The organism is Rheinheimera fenheensis (assembly GCF_039871805.1).
Classification (GTDB): Bacteria; Pseudomonadota; Gammaproteobacteria; order Enterobacterales; family Alteromonadaceae; genus Alishewanella; species Alishewanella fenheensis.
Genome location: NZ_JBDPJM010000011.1, coordinates 76,883 through 92,966, shown reverse-complemented (window position 1 = coordinate 92,966; position 16,084 = coordinate 76,883). Strand labels below are relative to the sequence as shown.

Annotated in this window: 16 protein-coding genes; 10 read left to right on the top strand and 6 right to left on the bottom strand. The window is 49.1% G+C overall.

Features of this window, described 5'->3' with window-relative positions:
* Positions 1 to 6: 6 nt before the first annotated feature.
* From ABGI61_RS14355 to ABGI61_RS14345, 3 genes are read left to right on the top strand one after another with little or no spacing between them, the layout of a single operon-like run.
* Positions 7 to 534, top strand: a complete 528-nt coding sequence (locus ABGI61_RS14355; RefSeq protein ID WP_347602244.1) for a GNAT family N-acetyltransferase — start codon at positions 7 to 9, stop codon at positions 532 to 534.
* Positions 524 to 1,009, top strand: a complete 486-nt coding sequence (locus ABGI61_RS14350) for a SixA phosphatase family protein (RefSeq protein ID WP_347602242.1) — start codon at positions 524 to 526, stop codon at positions 1,007 to 1,009. The genes ABGI61_RS14355 and ABGI61_RS14350 overlap by 11 nt, the downstream gene beginning before the upstream one ends.
* Entirely contained in the window at positions 1,006 to 1,401 is a 396-nt protein-coding gene (locus ABGI61_RS14345; protein WP_347602240.1) for a hypothetical protein, read from the top strand. Before ABGI61_RS14350 ends, ABGI61_RS14345 begins: the two co-directional genes overlap by 4 nt.
* Before the next feature lie 35 nt (positions 1,402 to 1,436).
* Here the strand turns inward: ABGI61_RS14345 and ABGI61_RS14340 are convergent, their stop codons facing one another.
* Positions 1,437 to 1,943 (bottom strand): cytochrome b/b6 domain-containing protein, encoded by a 507-nt coding sequence (locus ABGI61_RS14340; protein WP_347602238.1) that lies wholly within the window; start codon positions 1,941 to 1,943, stop codon positions 1,437 to 1,439.
* 459 nt (positions 1,944 to 2,402) lie between these two features.
* Here ABGI61_RS14340 and ABGI61_RS14335 point away from each other — a divergent pair, with 459 nt between their 5' ends.
* On the top strand, positions 2,403 to 2,849 hold the full coding sequence (locus ABGI61_RS14335) for a hypothetical protein (protein ID WP_347602236.1): 447 nt from the start codon (positions 2,403 to 2,405) through the stop codon (positions 2,847 to 2,849).
* 271 nt (positions 2,850 to 3,120) lie between these two features.
* Here ABGI61_RS14335 and umuC read toward each other — a convergent pair whose 3' ends face one another.
* Together umuC and umuD are read right to left on the bottom strand one after the other, a co-directional pair.
* The gene (gene umuC, locus ABGI61_RS14330) at positions 3,121 to 4,398 is read right to left on the bottom strand and encodes a translesion error-prone DNA polymerase V subunit UmuC (protein ID WP_347602234.1); all 1,278 of its coding nucleotides are present in this window, start codon (positions 4,396 to 4,398) and stop codon (positions 3,121 to 3,123) included.
* Positions 4,395 to 4,826, bottom strand: a complete 432-nt coding sequence (umuD, locus tag ABGI61_RS14325) for a translesion error-prone DNA polymerase V autoproteolytic subunit (RefSeq protein WP_347602232.1) — start codon at positions 4,824 to 4,826, stop codon at positions 4,395 to 4,397. The genes umuC and umuD overlap by 4 nt, the downstream gene beginning before the upstream one ends.
* Positions 4,827 to 5,087: 261 nt before the next feature.
* Here umuD and ABGI61_RS14320 point away from each other — a divergent pair, with 261 nt between their 5' ends.
* Entirely contained in the window at positions 5,088 to 5,528 is a 441-nt protein-coding gene (locus tag ABGI61_RS14320; RefSeq protein ID WP_347602230.1) for a nucleoside deaminase, read from the top strand.
* 53 nt (positions 5,529 to 5,581) lie between these two features.
* Here the strand turns inward: ABGI61_RS14320 and ABGI61_RS14315 are convergent, their stop codons facing one another.
* Positions 5,582 to 6,724, bottom strand: a complete 1,143-nt coding sequence (locus ABGI61_RS14315; protein WP_347602228.1) for a transglycosylase SLT domain-containing protein — start codon at positions 6,722 to 6,724, stop codon at positions 5,582 to 5,584.
* Between the two features lie 147 nt (positions 6,725 to 6,871).
* Positions 6,872 to 7,255, bottom strand: a complete 384-nt coding sequence (locus ABGI61_RS14310) for a putative zinc-binding protein (RefSeq protein WP_347602226.1) — start codon at positions 7,253 to 7,255, stop codon at positions 6,872 to 6,874.
* Positions 7,256 to 7,466: 211 nt separating this feature from the next.
* On the opposite strand from ABGI61_RS14310, the gene hemN reads away from it, so the two are divergent.
* The 4 genes from hemN (at position 7,467) to ABGI61_RS14290 (ending at position 13,671) form a co-directional block, all read left to right on the top strand.
* Positions 7,467 to 8,828, top strand: a complete 1,362-nt coding sequence (gene hemN, locus ABGI61_RS14305) for an oxygen-independent coproporphyrinogen III oxidase (RefSeq protein ID WP_347602224.1) — start codon at positions 7,467 to 7,469, stop codon at positions 8,826 to 8,828.
* Between the two features lie 120 nt (positions 8,829 to 8,948).
* Complete coding sequence (locus ABGI61_RS14300; protein ID WP_347602222.1) at positions 8,949 to 10,481, top strand: carbon-nitrogen hydrolase family protein; 1,533 nt, start codon at positions 8,949 to 8,951, stop codon at positions 10,479 to 10,481.
* Positions 10,482 to 10,676: 195 nt separating this feature from the next.
* A complete protein-coding gene (locus ABGI61_RS14295) occupies positions 10,677 to 12,932 on the top strand; it encodes a TonB-dependent receptor (protein WP_347602220.1) in 2,256 nt (751 codons plus the stop codon).
* 58 nt (positions 12,933 to 12,990) lie between these two features.
* On the top strand, positions 12,991 to 13,671 hold the full coding sequence (locus ABGI61_RS14290; RefSeq protein WP_347602218.1) for a Fe2+-dependent dioxygenase: 681 nt from the start codon (positions 12,991 to 12,993) through the stop codon (positions 13,669 to 13,671).
* Between the two features lie 83 nt (positions 13,672 to 13,754).
* Here ABGI61_RS14290 and ABGI61_RS14285 read toward each other — a convergent pair whose 3' ends face one another.
* Positions 13,755 to 14,120, bottom strand: a complete 366-nt coding sequence (locus ABGI61_RS14285) for a hypothetical protein (protein WP_347602216.1) — start codon at positions 14,118 to 14,120, stop codon at positions 13,755 to 13,757.
* A 234-nt stretch (positions 14,121 to 14,354) separates the two neighbouring features.
* Between ABGI61_RS14285 and ABGI61_RS14280 the strand changes: the two genes are divergently transcribed.
* Positions 14,355 to 16,067, top strand: a complete 1,713-nt coding sequence (locus ABGI61_RS14280; RefSeq protein ID WP_347602214.1) for a substrate-binding domain-containing protein — start codon at positions 14,355 to 14,357, stop codon at positions 16,065 to 16,067.
* The last annotated feature ends 17 nt before the right edge of the window (positions 16,068 to 16,084 follow it).

Here is a 16,084-nt window from a genome sequence, read left to right as displayed (position 1 = left end):
TAAAAAATGATTAACCTACGTTTAATAACAACTGCAGATTTAGCGGCTGTCGTAAAGTTGCAAGATAGTTGTTACAGCGACGCCCTGTATGAAAGCCCTGCTCTTTTAACGCAGCGCTTAACGGTGGCGGTCAAAAGTTGTTGGCTGGCAGAAAACAGCGCCGGTGAGTTACTGGCTTATCTGTTTAGTTACCCGGCAGCCGATGGCTATGTTACCCCTTTAGCGGCGCCTTTTGCTCCAAGTATTACGCCAGCGCTATTGTACCTGCATGATATGGCGGTAAGTCCCGGGGCGCGTGGGCTGGGTTTGGCCGGCCAATTGCTGCAAGTTGCCAAGCAGTATGCGCTAAACCTTGGCGTAAGCAAACTGGCATTGGTGGCAGTGCAGGGCTCAGTGCCTTACTGGCAACGGCAGGGCTTTACGGTAATCAATGATCTAACGTCAGAAGCTGAGCTGGCGCTGGCAAGTTATCAGGGCGAGCAAGCTTGTTATATGCAACTGCCTCTGGAAAAGGACAACAACTATGCGGCTTAACATCATCAGTCTGCTATTAGTTTTGCTGCTATCTTGTATGGCTGCGGCTGATACCGTGTATTTAGTGCGGCATGCGGAAAAACTGGCCGATGGCAAAGATCCGGCGCTGACAGTCTGTGGTCAGGCGCGCGCCGATGCCCTGGCGACCAGCCTGACGGCAGTTAAATTAGCTGCGGTTTACGCTACGCCCTATCAGCGCACCGGGCAAACGGCCGCAGCGGTGGCGAAACAGCAACAGCTAGAAGTAACAACCTACGATCCGCGTCAGCCTGAGGTGTTAGTTCAGCAGTTAAAGGCGCTAAGCCAACCAGCTTTAGTGGTAGGACACAGCAATACGGTGCCTGAGTTAGTGGCGCAGTTAAGTGGTATCGCCATGGCGCCGCTGACAGAGCAAGACTATGACCTTTTGTATCAGGTTACGCTAACCACGCCGGCCAGTGTTAACATCAGCCGGCAAAATTTTCGCTGTAAATGAAACGAATAGGAAAATTCAACATTTTACATTTGGATGGCAGTGCTGGCTTCACAGTAGGCATTTTGTTATTGCTGTTTCCAAATTGGTTTGGCGACCTGTATAAGCTGCCCACCTCAATTATTCTGCTCCTGGCGACGGCAAATGTTTGCTACGGTATGTATGCGTTATGGCTTGCGTTTTCAAACCAAAGAACATCCGCATCGGTTGCTGTGCTGGCAGTTGCAAACGCAGCCTGGTTGCCTGTTTGTATTGCCGTTGTGTTGATATATGCACAAACAGCAAGTGTGGTAGGTTTAACCTTTATCAGTCTGGAAGGTATGTTTGTTGCCTTTTTGTCGTTTTACGAATGGAACAACAGATATCTGCTAGCGAAAGGGTATCCAACCTGTTGATTGGGCGAATATTATCCGGGTTTGAGCGGGCAGTGTTATCTTTTGGCGTACATAATGCCAAAGAAATGAATGGCTATCAGCCACCAAATTAACTGCTTAAGAACCATATGGATATCGTGGATCCCCGGAAAAACCTGATAAAAAGCGTCTTTGTCTGGTGCTAGCTCAATGCCAAAAACGGTAAGTGGTATTTGATAATTGTTAATTAGTGCTAATCCTGTCGCCGCCAACAGAAAAATACAGCTGTACAGGCTTAAGTGAGTGACTTTGATAAATATCGCATGTTTTTTGGATGTAGGACTGACGCGTTCAATCCTAGTTTTGGTAAGGTACGGAAAAATAATACGCGAAGCGGTAAAAACTAACAGCATAATGCCTAAAAAAGCATGCAGTTCAACAGCGTCCTGCCTGTGCTCCAGCTGGCCTTTAATATCCCAATCCACATTATGTAGCTGAGACGATAAATTCAGCAGCATAAAAAGCAACAATAACGCTGATATCCAGTGCAGCGCCCTATCGACAATATACGACTTAGATTTCATAACTATTCCAACCGGATACGGGTGCTAACTGTATGATAAGCTTCATGGAAACTCCGTTTAAACGCCGCCATGTTAAATGCGTTTAGTCAATAAGTAAACACATTGCGAACGCCATAGGTTTCGATAACTAAAACTGCTAACGCCGCTAACATGATGCCGGATAGGGGAGTCGGTCAATTCCTGCCTAGCTGGCAACAGTGACCATACTGATATCAGCGAAACCGCTCTCGGTAGGCGCTTGGTGCCATTACAAATTTAGGCAAAAATGGTGTTGAAGCACTTTTCTGGTTAATTAGCTCCGCCCCCTTTTCCCTAACATCAACTGTACCTATAAGTTGTTGTAAGCCTTAAGATAACGGTGTAGTGTTCTGTACATTAAATTTACAAAAGCAGGTTGATCCGTGTTTAACTACGGGTCGACCCGCCGAATAAGCGTTATACCCAAATAGGAACTCACCAATGAGAGAATTAGTCGAGTCAGCTTTGAATGACTCACTGAATCAGTTGTTACGCTCTGACGGCGATATTCTCGCTATGGACGTAAACGAAAGATCCATTTCTCACAGGCTTGCCTCTTATTTGGAGCCGCTCTTTCACGGTTGGAATGTTGATTGTGAATACAATCGCAATCACGATGATCCGAAAAGATTAGAAATTAGAAGGCGGAATATTCAATCGGACGATACTCAAGCTACGACGGTATTCCCTGACATTATCGTTCATCGTCGAGGCACTGACGAAAATTTCGTGGTCATAGAAATGAAAAAGACATCTAGCCAAAAGAGTGATCATTACGATTTAGAAAAGCTTAACGCTTTCAAAGAACAATTAGGATATCAGTTTGCAATTTTTGTTAAGGTGCGTACTGGTGGTAATCCGGGTATAGATAGCGTGCAATGGGTATAACAAAGCCATCAAAAATCGCGCTTTCAGCGCTGGACTCGCAACAAGTTGCTCGCCTTTTATGGGTAAGAACAGTGCTTAAAATGACTAAGCGTCTCTCTGGCCCGTTGGGTTCATATTCAGACCGTAATATTAGGGTCAGATCAAAATTAACCTGACTGTCAGCAACTCGCTCAAACCGGACTTTACTTTGCCACCGGAAGCTCTCGCCAGTCGTAATATTAGGGTCAGATCAAAATTAACCTGACTGTCTGCAACTCGCTCAAACCGGACTTTACTTTGCCACCGGAAGCTCTCGCCAGTTAGTCGTATAAGCTGGCGAGAGTAGCTCCCGCTTCATCCCCCATTCTTGTTTTGTGCCCTGGCTGGCAAACCACAGTGTTTTGCCATGCTTGCTGTTGAGGTTATCCATCAGTTGCATCAGCTTTTGGTCAGCTTCTTTTTGTACTATCGGCTCGTCGAAAAGGCCGGGTTGATACACGCCCGGATCGTAAAAGTCGGCTAGCATCACCCCCGCCTTGGCGTAGCGGTAGCCGTTAAGCCACAGGCTGTCGAGCAGCTGCATTGCCTTGGCTAAAAACACCCGGGTGTCGCTACTTGGGCTTTCCAGTTCGCAGCTTTTACTGGCGGAGTAGGGTGCGTCTTTGTCGCTAAAGGGGCTGGTGCGCAAAAATACCGTCAGATATTTTGCCTGTTGTTGCTCCTGGCGCAGTTTTTTGCACGCCCGGCCAATGTATTCGCTGATGGCCTCACGCATTTGCTGCTTGTCGGTAATGCGCTCGCCAAAAGCGCGGCTGCTGATAATTTGCTTTTTAGTTGGTGTGACATCTTCCAGTGCAATGCATGACTCACCGTTAAGTTCGCGCACGGTGCGTTCAACGACCACAGAAAAGTGTTGCCGAATGTAATCGGGGGCCGCATCGGCCAACTGCAGCGCTGTGGTAATGCCCAGCTGCGCTAAACGTTTAGTCAGCTTGCCGCCTATGCCCCACACTTCGTTTACCGGTAACAGGGCCAGTAACTTGCGCTGGCGCTCTTTGCAGGTTAAATCGACCACGCCAGCGGTTTTAGCCCAGGTTTTGGCGGCATGGTTGGCCAGTTTTGCCAGGGTTTTAGTTGGCGCTATGCCAACACAAACCGTGATGCCAATATCTTTTTGCACGGTGCGTTTAACGTGCTGGCCAAATTCGGTGAGCCCTGCGCGATAAACCAGGCCGGATAACTCCAAAAAGGCTTCATCAATTGAGTACACTTCTACCCGCGGAGCCAGGTTTTCCAGGGTGCTCATTACCCGCTGCGACATATCGGCATACAGCGCATAGTTGGATGAAAAGGCCACTATTTGGTGCTTTTGCAATATATCGCGCACCTGAAACACCGGCAGGCCCATTTTAATGCCAAGCTTTTTAGCCTCTTTCGAGCGGGCAATAATGCAACCATCGTTGTTAGATAACACCACAACCGGCTTATCGGCTAAATCGGGTCGGAACAGCTTTTCACAGCTGGCATAAAAGTTATTGCAATCCACCAGGGCAAACACAGTGGTGCTCATTTGCGTTTCATTTGCCGGATAACATTGGTAACCACACCAAAAACATTCAGCTCTTCACCATTACGTGGGCGTATCGGCTGGTACGCCGCATTGCGTGGCAGTAGCATTAGTGCAGGGCGGGTGCATAGCTCTTTTACGGTAAATTCACCATTAACTGCGGCCACCACGATATCGCCATGCTCGGCGTCAATAGCGCGGTCTACTACCAGCACATCGTTATCGTAAATGCCGGCGTCAATCATCGAATCGCCCTCTACGCGGACAAAAAACGTCGCGTTAGGATGGCGGATACACAGCTGGTTTAAATCCAGCGTCCGCTCGACATAATCCTGCGCCGGCGAGGGGAAGCCCGCCTTAATTTTGCTGGCAAATAGCGGCATAGCAAGCCGGGCACTTTGCTGCGCATCCCCCAGAAATAGGACAGTCATACAAAACCTCTATATATGTATATTTGTACAGTATATATCAGATTAAGACGATGCCAAGCGGCAATGGCTAAAGTTGTGCAAACGGGCTGTTGTCTGGCATGTACGGCGCGCCTGATGGCGTGGTTACTTTGCTCATTGGCTGCTGATGCCGGGCCACACTAGGCAGTTTAAACTTGACCTGATAGTGTTAAACCTGACACTGGCCGAAAAGTGACGCTAGTGTCGTTTTCGGTTATCGCTATTGTTGCCACAGGAGCAAATATGACAGATCTCTTTATGCAGGCGGCTATCGCCCAGGCGAAAAAAAGTTTAGCTGAGGGCGGTATTCCGATTGGCTCGGTGCTGGTTATTGATGGCAAGATCGTTGGCGCTGGCCATAATCAGCGGGTGCAGAAGGGCAGCTGTGTGCTGCATGCGGAAATGGATTGCCTGGAAAATGCCGGCCGCTTAACCGCCGCTGATTACCGCCGCGCTACGCTGTACTCTACCTTGTCGCCGTGCGATATGTGCAGCGGCACGGTATTACTATATGGCATACCTAAGGTAGTGATTGGTGAGAACCAAACCTTTCAGGGGCCAGAGGCTTATGTACAAAGCCGCGGCGTTACGCTGGAAAACCAACATAATGCTGAGTGCATTGCGTTGATGCAGGATTTTATCGCCGCCAAGCCACAGCTGTGGTTTGAAGATATTGGCGAGTAGGTAATTGTGGCTGGTCGTTAGCCGGCGTTACAGCTTGCCGTTAGGTGGCATACTTAGGGTGCTGACAGCGTTTTTGCTTGGCGGCCAAAAGAAAAACGCTCTTTGTGCCTGGACTCAAGCTGCTGCAATGCAATACGGATATCGGCAGTGTAATACAGTGAGGCAAAGCCAAGACGATTGCGGCCCAGATTATGGAACACCATGCCAAAGGCAATATCGCCGGCGCTGAAGTCCTGGTGGTGTTCGGCAAAATAAGCGGCGGGTTTGCTGAGTTCGTCGTCTGTCAGCAGCGATCTAACCCGGCCAGGGCCGCCATGATAAGCCTGGATCAGCAACAACCGATAAATGTCAGCTTGCTTATCTTCTGGCAAATGGCCAAAACGCGTTAGAAACACCGGTTGTAGCATGCGGTGATTACGTTCAAACAGCCACAGGGCGCAATCAACCTGAGCAATACGGTGCAGTTGTTTGTGCTTAGGCACTTTGCAATCTTTCAATGCTTGTGGTGTTAGTTGCAAAATTCCCCTGGCATTGGCTTTCGAGTGAGCTTCGCGTACGCCACCGCTTTCGATAATTAACATACCAGCCAGATCGGCCAGTAAGTCATCGGGTAGGCTAATGCGTTTTTGCTGCACCCGACGGGCATGCACCAGGCGCAGGGTATCATGCAGTGAGGCTTGCTTTTTCGGGCTGCCAACCTTAATGCCATCCCAGTTACCTGACAAGCGGCCATCGGGATGATCCCCCATGTAGCGTGCTATGGCCAGCGGCAGATTAACAGAAGGATGATGGCAACGAATGGCGAATGGATAACCCGGGGTCTGGCTATTGCCTTCTACCCAGGCATTGACCAGGCCTTGTTGTGCCATAGCCTGACGGGTTTGATTCAGTATGCGCTGAGTTTGTGGCGAGTCGGTGGCGTCTTCAATAAACTGCAGAAAGTTGCCGCGCATATCAAACAACAAGTGCCGATTGGGCTCAGCACAGTGATCGGAGCGGGTCAGGATCCAGCGCCTGACATTCATCATATTGTCATACACACCCTGGCTCTGAGCATAAGGCTTAGTGCGTACCACATCTGTCCAGTTTTGCTGAGGTTGCACCGGTAGCTGTGCCTGAGCATGTTGCGGAAAAAAACATCCCAATAGCACGGCGGCGGCAAGTGGCCAGTATCGGCTTCGTAGGATGAACCCCATATTCGCTCCGGTGTCGCTAAGGCTGCTGTAGCGGTTGTCAGCTGGCGTTGCATAGTAAAGCTGAATACGCCCTTAACAAGCCAGTACAGTAAATCCTTTTACGCGCCTTTACCAGAGGCTGAAGTGAATAATGTCGCGCCGATTACATTACACCGGCTTGGCGGCCTGCGGCAGGATATCGCTGTGCACCATTTGTAGCAGTTTATAGGCATCGTCTAAACCGCAGTTTTCATGGTCGCGTTTTTTATAGCCCAGCGTAGTTAGCTCGATGTGCCAGGTGGGCACCACGTCTACTGTGGCCAGGGTTTGTTTTACGCAGTTAAGCGGGCAGCCGTCCACCGCCAGTATTGGCCGGCCCGACTGCGCCACTTTTACCAGCTGCTTTACTTTGCCGCCGACACCGGCAATACAAGACATTTGTGCCGAGCCTTCGCGGTCCAGCACCACTGCTAAATCATTGGCCAACTGGGCGACATTCGAGCAGCCGGAGCAGGCATAAACCAGTGGCTTGTCTTGATAGTCGGTATTCATAAAATGGGCTCCGCTTGCACTTGCGTATTGGCTAAGTGTAAGAGCCGCAGTAGCTGGCGGCTTGATATAAATCAAAGCCGCCGCAGGCTTACCCCTTCAGAGGTAAGCTAGTAGGCGAGCCAATTAAGTTTGACCTGCGACAGATCAAAAACGCCCGGCGTGACGGCGCCTATAATGCCCCCCGCCGACGCAGTTTAGTTAAGAGGTTAGTATGCAAACCATTCAGTGGGATCAGAAGTTAATCAATAAGTACAATATTAACGGCCCGCGTTATACCTCGTACCCTACGGCGCTGGCACTCACGCCTGACTTTGATCCGGCTAGGATTCACGCCGCCATCCGCCAGAGCTCAGACGAGCTTAGTCTGTATGTGCATATCCCGTTTTGCCATAAGTTGTGTTACTACTGTGGCTGCAATAAAGTTGTCACCCGTCACCAGCATAAAGCAGACGCCTACCTAGACGCGTTAGCACTGGAAATGGCGCTGTATGCGCCAATGGTGCAGGGTAAACGCATCAACCAACTGCATCTTGGCGGCGGCACCCCAACATTTCTGACTGAAGTGCAGCTAAGCCGGTTAATGGCGTTATTGCACGGGCACTTTACGATTAATGCTGATGCTGAAATCAGTATTGAAATCGATCCACGCAGTTGCAGCGATGACAAGCTGCGCCATTTACGCCATCTGGGCTTTAACCGGGTAAGCTTTGGTGTGCAGGATTTAGACGAAAAGGTACAAATTGCCATTAACCGGCGACAAGATACTCACCTTATCTGCCACCAGGTAGCACTTAGCCGCGAGCTTGGCTTTACGTCAATAAACCTGGACCTTATTTATGGTTTACCGTTTCAGCAGCCGGCCAGTTTTAGCGAAACGGTGGAAGAAATTATCCGTCTTAACCCTGATCGTATTTCGCTGTTTAGTTATGCGCATTTGCCAGAGCGTTTTGCTGCGCAGCGTAAGATAGCTAATACCAGCCTGCCGGATGCACCGTTAAAGCTTGAATTGATGCAGCTGGCGATAAAACGCTTTGTCAGTGCCGGTTATCAGTTTATCGGTATGGATCACTTCGCTAAACCAACCGATGCGTTAGCCAAAGCACAGCAGGCCGGTAAACTACAGCGTAATTTTCAGGGCTATACCACCGCAGGGCAAAACGCCTTAATTGGCTTGGGGGTGTCCAGTATCAGCCAGGTAAATGGTGTGCTATGGCAGAACAGTAAAGATTTACCTGAATATTATGCTGCCTTTAGCGCCGGCCAGTTACCGGCCGAACGAGGCTTTTGTCTGAATAATGACGATAGGCTACGCGCTGCAGTTATCAGCCAGCTTATTTGTCACTTTGAACTGGATATCGCTGCCTTTAGCCGGGAATGGCAGCTTGACAGCTTCTGGCAGTATTTTGCGGAGGCTCTGGTGCGGTTACAGCCGTTTATGGAAGATGGCTTGGTTGAGGTGTACGCCGGGCGTATTAAAGTAACCGATGCCGGCAGGCTTTGGGTGCGCAGTATCTGCGCTTGCTTTGATGCGTATTTAGCCCAGGGCCAGCAACGTTATTCCAAAGTGGTGTAAGAACGCAGTACATTGCCGAGGATGTGAGAATCATGCTTCAACAGGGCTGATAAATAACCGGAGCCTGCAAACTGTGCTCACTGTGTTAGGCTTAGGTTAAGTCAAAACACAGGAGAGCTTATGGAAGCCAATCATGTTGAAGTACGGCATTTAACGCGCGAAGATATGACGGCGCTACGCAAAGCGTCTGAGCAGGTGTATGCCGATGCGCCTTTACTGGCCTGGACAGAGCCGGTGGTAAATACGTTATTGACCAAATTTCCTGAAGGCCAGCTTTGTGTCTGTGTTGATGGCAAAGTGGTCGGCTGCGCCTTTTCACTGATAATCGACTACAGCAAATTCAGTGACGATCATACGTATGATCAAATTGTTACCGGCTTTTCTTTTAAAAACCATGACCCCAATGGCGATGTACTGTACGGCATAGAAGTGTTTATTCACCCTGATTTTCGTGGGCTCAGGCTGGCAAGAAGGCTTTATGATGCCCGCAAAGAGCTATGTGAAAACCTGAATTTACGCGCCATTATGGCTGGCGGGCGTATGCCCAACTACAACCAGTTCGCCGATAAAATGAGCGCGAAACAATATATTGATAAAGTAAAAGTGCGGGAAATTCATGATCCGGTGTTAAGTTTTCAGCTGGCGAATGGTTTTCATGTGCGTAAGTTACTTAAAGGCTACCTACGCGGTGACACCCAGTCACAGGAATATGCCACCTTGTTGGAGTGGGCCAATATTTATTACACCAAGTCGGTAAAACTGATTAATGCCCCTAAAGCCGAAGTGCGCTTGGGCCTGGTGCAGTGGCAAATGCGCAATATGAAAGATATTAACCAGCTGTTTGAACAGATGGAGTTTTTCGTTGATGCGGTATCTGATTACAAAAGCGACTTTATTTTGTTTCCGGAGCTGTTTGCCGCGCCTTTAATGGAGCACTACAACCACTTAAGCGTGACCGAGAGCATTCGTCAGCTGGCAAAATATACCGAAACTATCCGCGATAAATTTATCGAATTTGCTATTGCTTACAACATCAACATCATTACCGGCAGTATGCCGTACCTGATAGACGGCAAACTGTATAACAGCGGCTTTTTATGCCGGCGCGATGGCAGCTGGGAGCAATACGACAAGGTACATGTAACACCCGCTGAAAAACGTAACTGGGCCATGACCGGCGGTAATAAGGTGCGGGTATTTGACACTGACTGCGGCAAAATTGGCATTATGATTTGCTACGATGTGGAGTTTCCTGAATATGCCCGTTTACTTGCTGATCAGGGCATGAATATCCTGTTTGTACCCTTTTTAACCGACACCCAAAACGGTTACACCCGTGTACGGCATTGTGCTATGGCCCGCGCTATTGAGAACGAATGCTATGTCGCCATCGCTGGTGCAGTGGGTAATTTAGCCCGGGTGAATAATATGGATATTCAGTACGCCCAATCGGCATTGTTTACGCCGTCAGACTTCGCATTTCCAACCACTGGTATTAAGGCTGAGGCCACGCCAAACTCTGAGATGTTATTGGTAGTAGATGTTGATCTCAATGCACTAAAAGAGCTACACACTCATGGTAGTGTGAATACGATGAAAGATAGGCGTCATGATGTGTATCGCCTCTCTTTGCTACAACACCAAACGTCCTGAAAGCAATATAAGCGCAGAGGCTGGCCAATTTGGGCGAGCTCTGCGTTTAAAAAATTGATACTAAAATAAAAACAATTCTCAATAGCGTTTACATTGTTGTAATTGCGAATTATTATCATGCCACTTTTAACAGGAAGAGGCAGATAATTTCCCATGTCGACAAAAAAAATGTCCATGCTTGGTTCACAAGCGTTAATGACAGCTTTCGCATTTAACTTCATTACCCCGGCACTTGCCCAGACACCAGAGCACTGCGGTGCAACCTCGCAAGAATGCACTGACGAAGCCATAGAGCTTATTAAAGTGCACGGTGTACGGACTTCGGTATACAGCGTAAAGCAGTCTGGCGACATGCGCCGTATGGCAGATTTGGTCGACACGCCAGCTACTATCACAGTGTTAACCAAAGATCAGATTGAAGAATCAGGCAAAAGCGATTTAAAAGACATCCTTGCCGCGCAAGCGGGCGTGACGCTGGGCACAGGAGAGAATGGTAATGCCTTTGGTGATCGCTATATTATTCGCGGTCATGAGGCACGCTCAGATGTGTTTGTAGACGGCCTGCGTGACCCTGGCATGACCACACGTGAAAGCTTTGCCACCGAACAAATTGAAATAACCAAAGGGCCCAGTTCAACCTTTGCCGGGCGCGGCTCGTCAGGTGGTGCGGTAAACAGCATCACTAAAAAGGCTTCGACAGCCTATGATTTTGGCCGTGTCGATGCGGCATCAGGCACGGATGAACATCACCGTTTGGTACTCGACTACAACACGCCGATAAGCACCAATGTTGCCACACGGATAAATTTATTGCATACCGAAGAGCAAGCCCCAAACCGTGACGGGATAGATCGCAGCCGTCGTGGCGCTTTGCTGTCAGGATTGTTCGACAACGTAAACGACCTGCGAATTTTTGCCGATTATTACACATTAAAAGCAGAGGACACGCCGGATTTAGGCAGCTATTTTGACCGTAATACACGAAAACCCGTGTCGAATATCCCGGTTTATGCACAAAACGAAGATTTTCTTAACTCTGATGTCAGTGCCTATACTCTGCGCACCGAATATGACATTAGCGACAGCCTGAAGTTTTACAACGCGACCCGTTATGGTGAAACCGAAAATGGGTATTTATCTACCGGTGCCCGTGGCACAGTGCGTGACGCCAGTGATACAGAGGCACCCGGTGCCAATACCATAGTGTTAAGCACCCATCAGGGCTGGCAAGATGTGGAATACTTTGCCACCCAATTCAACCTGTTCTGGGATGTTGCCGCTGCCGATATTGAGCATAAACTACTATTTGGCGCTGAATTTACCGACGAAAAAGTCAACAACGGCGTTTACAACATTACGGCTAACGGCCAGCCAAACTGTACGCTCAGCGGCCGTGGCGGCGTAAGCCCAAGCTACTGCTTACTTGACCAAAATGGCCAGGTATACCCGCAAGCCAGCAGTATTATTGGCAGAACCTTTAGCAAAGGCGGCTCTGATGCGCTGTTTAACGCGCAAACCATCGCCGTTTATGTGATGGATACGGCAAAAATTAATGAACAGTGGCAGGTGTTTGCCGGTGCGCGTATCGACAATATTGATTACAGCAACGACGTAGTAAGTGGTAATAACAGCTTACTGTACGCCTACAAAGATCATTTTTATAACGGCCATATTGGCGTGGTGTACAGCCTGACTGACGACGCCAATGTGTACCTAAGTTATGCCACTGCAACCAATATCAACGGTGGGGAGTCTGATCTGGGTGCCAACTGTGGCTATGGCGGCCTGTGTGGAGACCCTGAGCAAGCGGCACTGGCCGATCCGGAGACGGTGGAAAACCTGGAGCTGGGTACCAAGTGGTCATTGTTGGAGGAGAAACTGTTTTTCGCAGCTGCGCTGTTCCAAACGACTAAATCTGACGTGATGGAAAGTGTTGGTGATGCATACTCTACGCTTGGCACGTTAAACACCGGTGAAAACCGTATTCGTGGTGTTGAATTGGCAGTAAACGGTAACCTGACCGATAAGCTCAGTGTGCAGGCGAGTGCCTCTTTAATGGAATCTGAGGTGACGAAGTCGATAAACACGCAAACCTTGGGCTTGGAGCTGAGTAATTTTGCCGATAAAAGCTTCTATGTGCAGTTGCGTTATCAGTTAAACGACGACTTTGCCTTTGGAGGCGACTATACCTACAAAGGTGAAATGTACGGTGGTCAACCCGATGCTGCGGCGTCTTTTGATGCGCAAAATGGCTATTACAGTATTGTGGTGCCAAGTTATGCGACAGCAAACTTATTTGCCAATTACAGCTTGTCTAAAGCGGCAACGGTACGCTTGAATATCGAGAATGTGACCGACAAAGAGTATTGGACCGCAGCATATCGCTCAGGCGCCTTTATGTATTTGGGTGATGCGCGCGCGGTGCGTGCTACCTTGACATACGAGTTCTAAGCAACACTAAGCCCGGCGTTATTAACGCGCCGGGCTTAGCATTTTCAGGACAAATAATGTGATTATTATCAAGCAACTTTTAAGCCCGGATGAGGTGAGTTTATTTCGTCAGCAGTTGCAACAGGCGCGCTGGCAAGACGGTAAAAGCACCGCGATGGGGATGGCGGCTACCGTTAAACGAAATGGCCAGGCCGACCCAACCGATCCGAAAGTACAACAGCTGGCTAATACCCTATTGGCAAAATTTGGTCACAATACGCAAGTGGTTTCCGCAGCCTTACCCCAGCGTATTTTCCCACCCTGCTTTAATCGTTACAGCGAGCAAGAAACATACGGCTTTCATGTCGATGCCGCCATCATGCGTATACCGGGCAGCAATGAGGTAATGCGTTCTGATCTGTCCATGACGACGTTTCTATCTGCGCCAGATGAGTATGATGGTGGAGAGCTGGTGATTAATACCGAGTTTGGTCAGCAACACGTTAAACTCGCTGCCGGCGACGCGGTGTTGTATAGCTCTGGCACGCTACACAAAGTAACCCCCGTGACAGCAGGCACCCGATACGCTGCCATCACCTGGATACAGAGCATGGTGCAAAATAGCCCAGTGCGCGACACACTGTATCAGCTTGATCAGGCCATCCAATCATTGAGTCAACACGGGAACGCTTCGCGAGAAGAGGTTGATCGCTTGCATCATGTTTACCATAACCTGATCCGGTTAAATGCGCAGGTGTAGCCTTCGCAAATGCCGTTACCAATAGATTACAAAGGAAACAGGCAGCAATAATAGCTGCTGCCTATTCACTAAATTGCCGGTTGTTATCCCCACAAATTCTGCACAACCTTTGTACGTTCCTGCTCCGGTAACTGCTGTAACTTACGGTTTAACGCCGCACTTGGGCGCAGTGCAGAGCCCTTTAACGCTTCTCTTAACAGCTTTCGTACGTCTTGCTGTGCCGACACCGCACGTTGCTCATTCTCCACGATAGTGAGTGCGCGGCACTCTTCTGTCGTCGGCGTAAAGCCCAACTTACGGCTGTAGGCGTCTAAAAACGGAGCTGACGCTGTACCGTTAGATAATAGACAGTACTCAGTGTTTGAATAAACATAAGTATTGTTACTTGCTTGACTAAGGGTGCTAAAAAAAGCCAGTGACGATACTAAAGTAATAGATAACAGTTTCATGATTAACCTCTGCAGTGCCTGAATTAACTGATGCAAATTCTATACAGCGTCAATGACACTTCTGTGTAAGATACGCGAGATAAACTAGCTGTAAATCATTAATAAAACTAATGCAAGTTTTGCTGCTGTAACTTGGTGGTATCCGCTTGCTAAGGAGATATGTTGTAATCTTGCTGCAATATCAGCTGCCTAGAATCATGTCGTTGTTTTATGTTATTTAATTAGGGACAAGACGTGGGCGCGACATCAAACGATAACACCAGTATAAACCTGATATTGAGCCGCTTGGTTCAGCTATGTGAAACTAAATTTCAAATTCAGCTGTCATTAGCCCGGTTGCAGCAAAATGTCGATTACCGTGCTGCAGTGTTGGCTGAGCTTCACGCATTACAAGATGAAGAGCTGAATAACCTGCTTAACCAGTTAGATACCGCCGTACAATCTTCACTAGATGTGGCGCCTGTTGCTAATCAGGCAACGCCGACAGCGACAGCAGGTAAAAGCAAAGCGCTGCTGCTGGCATTGGTGCTCAGTATTGTTGCTCTGGCAGGTGGTGGCTATTTCTGGTTTACATCAAATTCAGTGCAGCCAGCTCTGGCAGTCAGCGCGACACCAGCTACAACGACAACACCTGCTCAGCAGGCTCAAATCGTTAATACGTCTACCGTAGATACTTCGGGTAGCACCCAGCCTACTGTGACACCAGTGCTAAGAGTACATGGCTCAAATACCGTTGGTGAGAAGTTGGCGCCGGCGCTTTTAGAGGCGTTTTTGGCAGAGCAGGGCGGTAGTGCTTTTGCCTGGCAGCAAGGCGACTCAGAGGTGGAGAAACAGCTTCGCTTTACAACGGCCGGGCAGTCTGAGGCGATAGAACTCCATGCTCATGGGTCAGGAACCGCTTTTAGCGGGCTACTGTCACATAAAGCAGATATTGGTATGTCGTCACGCAAGGTAACACCGGATGAGGTGACGCAGGCCCGGTCGGAGCTTGGCGATCTGAGCAAAATTGGTAACGAGCACATTATCGCACTGGATGGCCTGGCCATTATTGTTAACCAGAATAATTCCCTCAAGGCTATTTCTACCGAAACGCTGGCAAAGATCTATGCCGGTGAAATTTCGCGCTGGTCGCAGCTTGGCGGTCAAGACAAGCCGATAGTGCTGCTAGCACGCGACAATAACTCAGGGACCTTTGACACCTTTAACAGCCTGGTGCTAAAAAAGCACGGCAAAAAGCTTGCCGATACTGCCACACGGTTTGAATCGAGCACGGAATTGTCGGTGGCGGTATCACAGGATGAAGCTGCTATCGGCTTTATCGGCTTAAACTACATTTCGTACAACAAAGCACTGGCTATTTCAGAGGGTGCTGACACTACGCCGATTTACCCAACCCGCTTTACCATTAGCACCGAAGATTATGCGCTATCACGCCGGCTGTATCTGTATACGCCTACCGCAGCGTCTCAGCTGGCGAAGGACTTTGCCCAGTTTGCCATATCAGAAAAAGGCCAGCAGTTGGTGGAGCAAACCGGATTGATCTCGCAAAACATCCGTGTCGAGAAAGTGTTTGCTGTGGAAGGTGCACCCGCGTCCTATAACCGTTATGCCGACACCGGGCAGAGGTTATCGCTGAACTTTCGGTTTAACTACGGCGAAAATGACCTGGACAATAAGGGTAAGCGTGATTTAGAGCGGCTGATCCGCTTTATGGAGCAAAACAGTGGTCGTCGTCTGGTGCTGATGGGGTTCTCAGATGCGGTTGGTGCCGTTGCGAAGAATAGCGAGCTGGCGCTGCGTCGCGCCAAAGCGGTAGAGCGCGAGTTAACCGCCCGTGGCATACCTGTGGTAGCCGTTGAGTCTTACGGTGAGCTGTTACCGGTAGCAAATAATGACACTGATGCCGGTCGTGAACGCAACCGTCGGGTAGAAGTGTGGGTAATTTAAGGTAATCAGATTTCAGT

What these genes read in the sequence shown, in the direction of transcription:
- ABGI61_RS14355 (WP_347602244.1), top strand. Translation starts at nt 7, where the DNA reads ATGATTAACCTACGTTTAATAACAACTGCAGATTTAGCGGCTGTCGTA.
- ABGI61_RS14350 (WP_347602242.1), top strand. Translation starts at nt 524, where the DNA reads ATGCGGCTTAACATCATCAGTCTGCTATTAGTTTTGCTGCTATCTTGT.
- ABGI61_RS14345 (WP_347602240.1), top strand. Translation starts at nt 1,006, where the DNA reads ATGAAACGAATAGGAAAATTCAACATTTTACATTTGGATGGCAGTGCT.
- ABGI61_RS14340 (WP_347602238.1), bottom strand. Translation starts at nt 1,943, where the DNA reads ATGAAATCTAAGTCGTATATTGTCGATAGGGCGCTGCACTGGATATCA.
- ABGI61_RS14335 (WP_347602236.1), top strand. Translation starts at nt 2,403, where the DNA reads ATGAGAGAATTAGTCGAGTCAGCTTTGAATGACTCACTGAATCAGTTG.
- umuC (WP_347602234.1), bottom strand. Translation starts at nt 4,398, where the DNA reads ATGAGCACCACTGTGTTTGCCCTGGTGGATTGCAATAACTTTTATGCC.
- umuD (WP_347602232.1), bottom strand. Translation starts at nt 4,826, where the DNA reads ATGACTGTCCTATTTCTGGGGGATGCGCAGCAAAGTGCCCGGCTTGCT.
- ABGI61_RS14320 (WP_347602230.1), top strand. Translation starts at nt 5,088, where the DNA reads ATGACAGATCTCTTTATGCAGGCGGCTATCGCCCAGGCGAAAAAAAGT.
- ABGI61_RS14315 (WP_347602228.1), bottom strand. Translation starts at nt 6,724, where the DNA reads ATGGGGTTCATCCTACGAAGCCGATACTGGCCACTTGCCGCCGCCGTG.
- ABGI61_RS14310 (WP_347602226.1), bottom strand. Translation starts at nt 7,255, where the DNA reads ATGAATACCGACTATCAAGACAAGCCACTGGTTTATGCCTGCTCCGGC.
- hemN (WP_347602224.1), top strand. Translation starts at nt 7,467, where the DNA reads ATGCAAACCATTCAGTGGGATCAGAAGTTAATCAATAAGTACAATATT.
- ABGI61_RS14300 (WP_347602222.1), top strand. Translation starts at nt 8,949, where the DNA reads ATGGAAGCCAATCATGTTGAAGTACGGCATTTAACGCGCGAAGATATG.
- ABGI61_RS14295 (WP_347602220.1), top strand. Translation starts at nt 10,677, where the DNA reads ATGACAGCTTTCGCATTTAACTTCATTACCCCGGCACTTGCCCAGACA.
- ABGI61_RS14285 (WP_347602216.1), bottom strand. Translation starts at nt 14,120, where the DNA reads ATGAAACTGTTATCTATTACTTTAGTATCGTCACTGGCTTTTTTTAGC.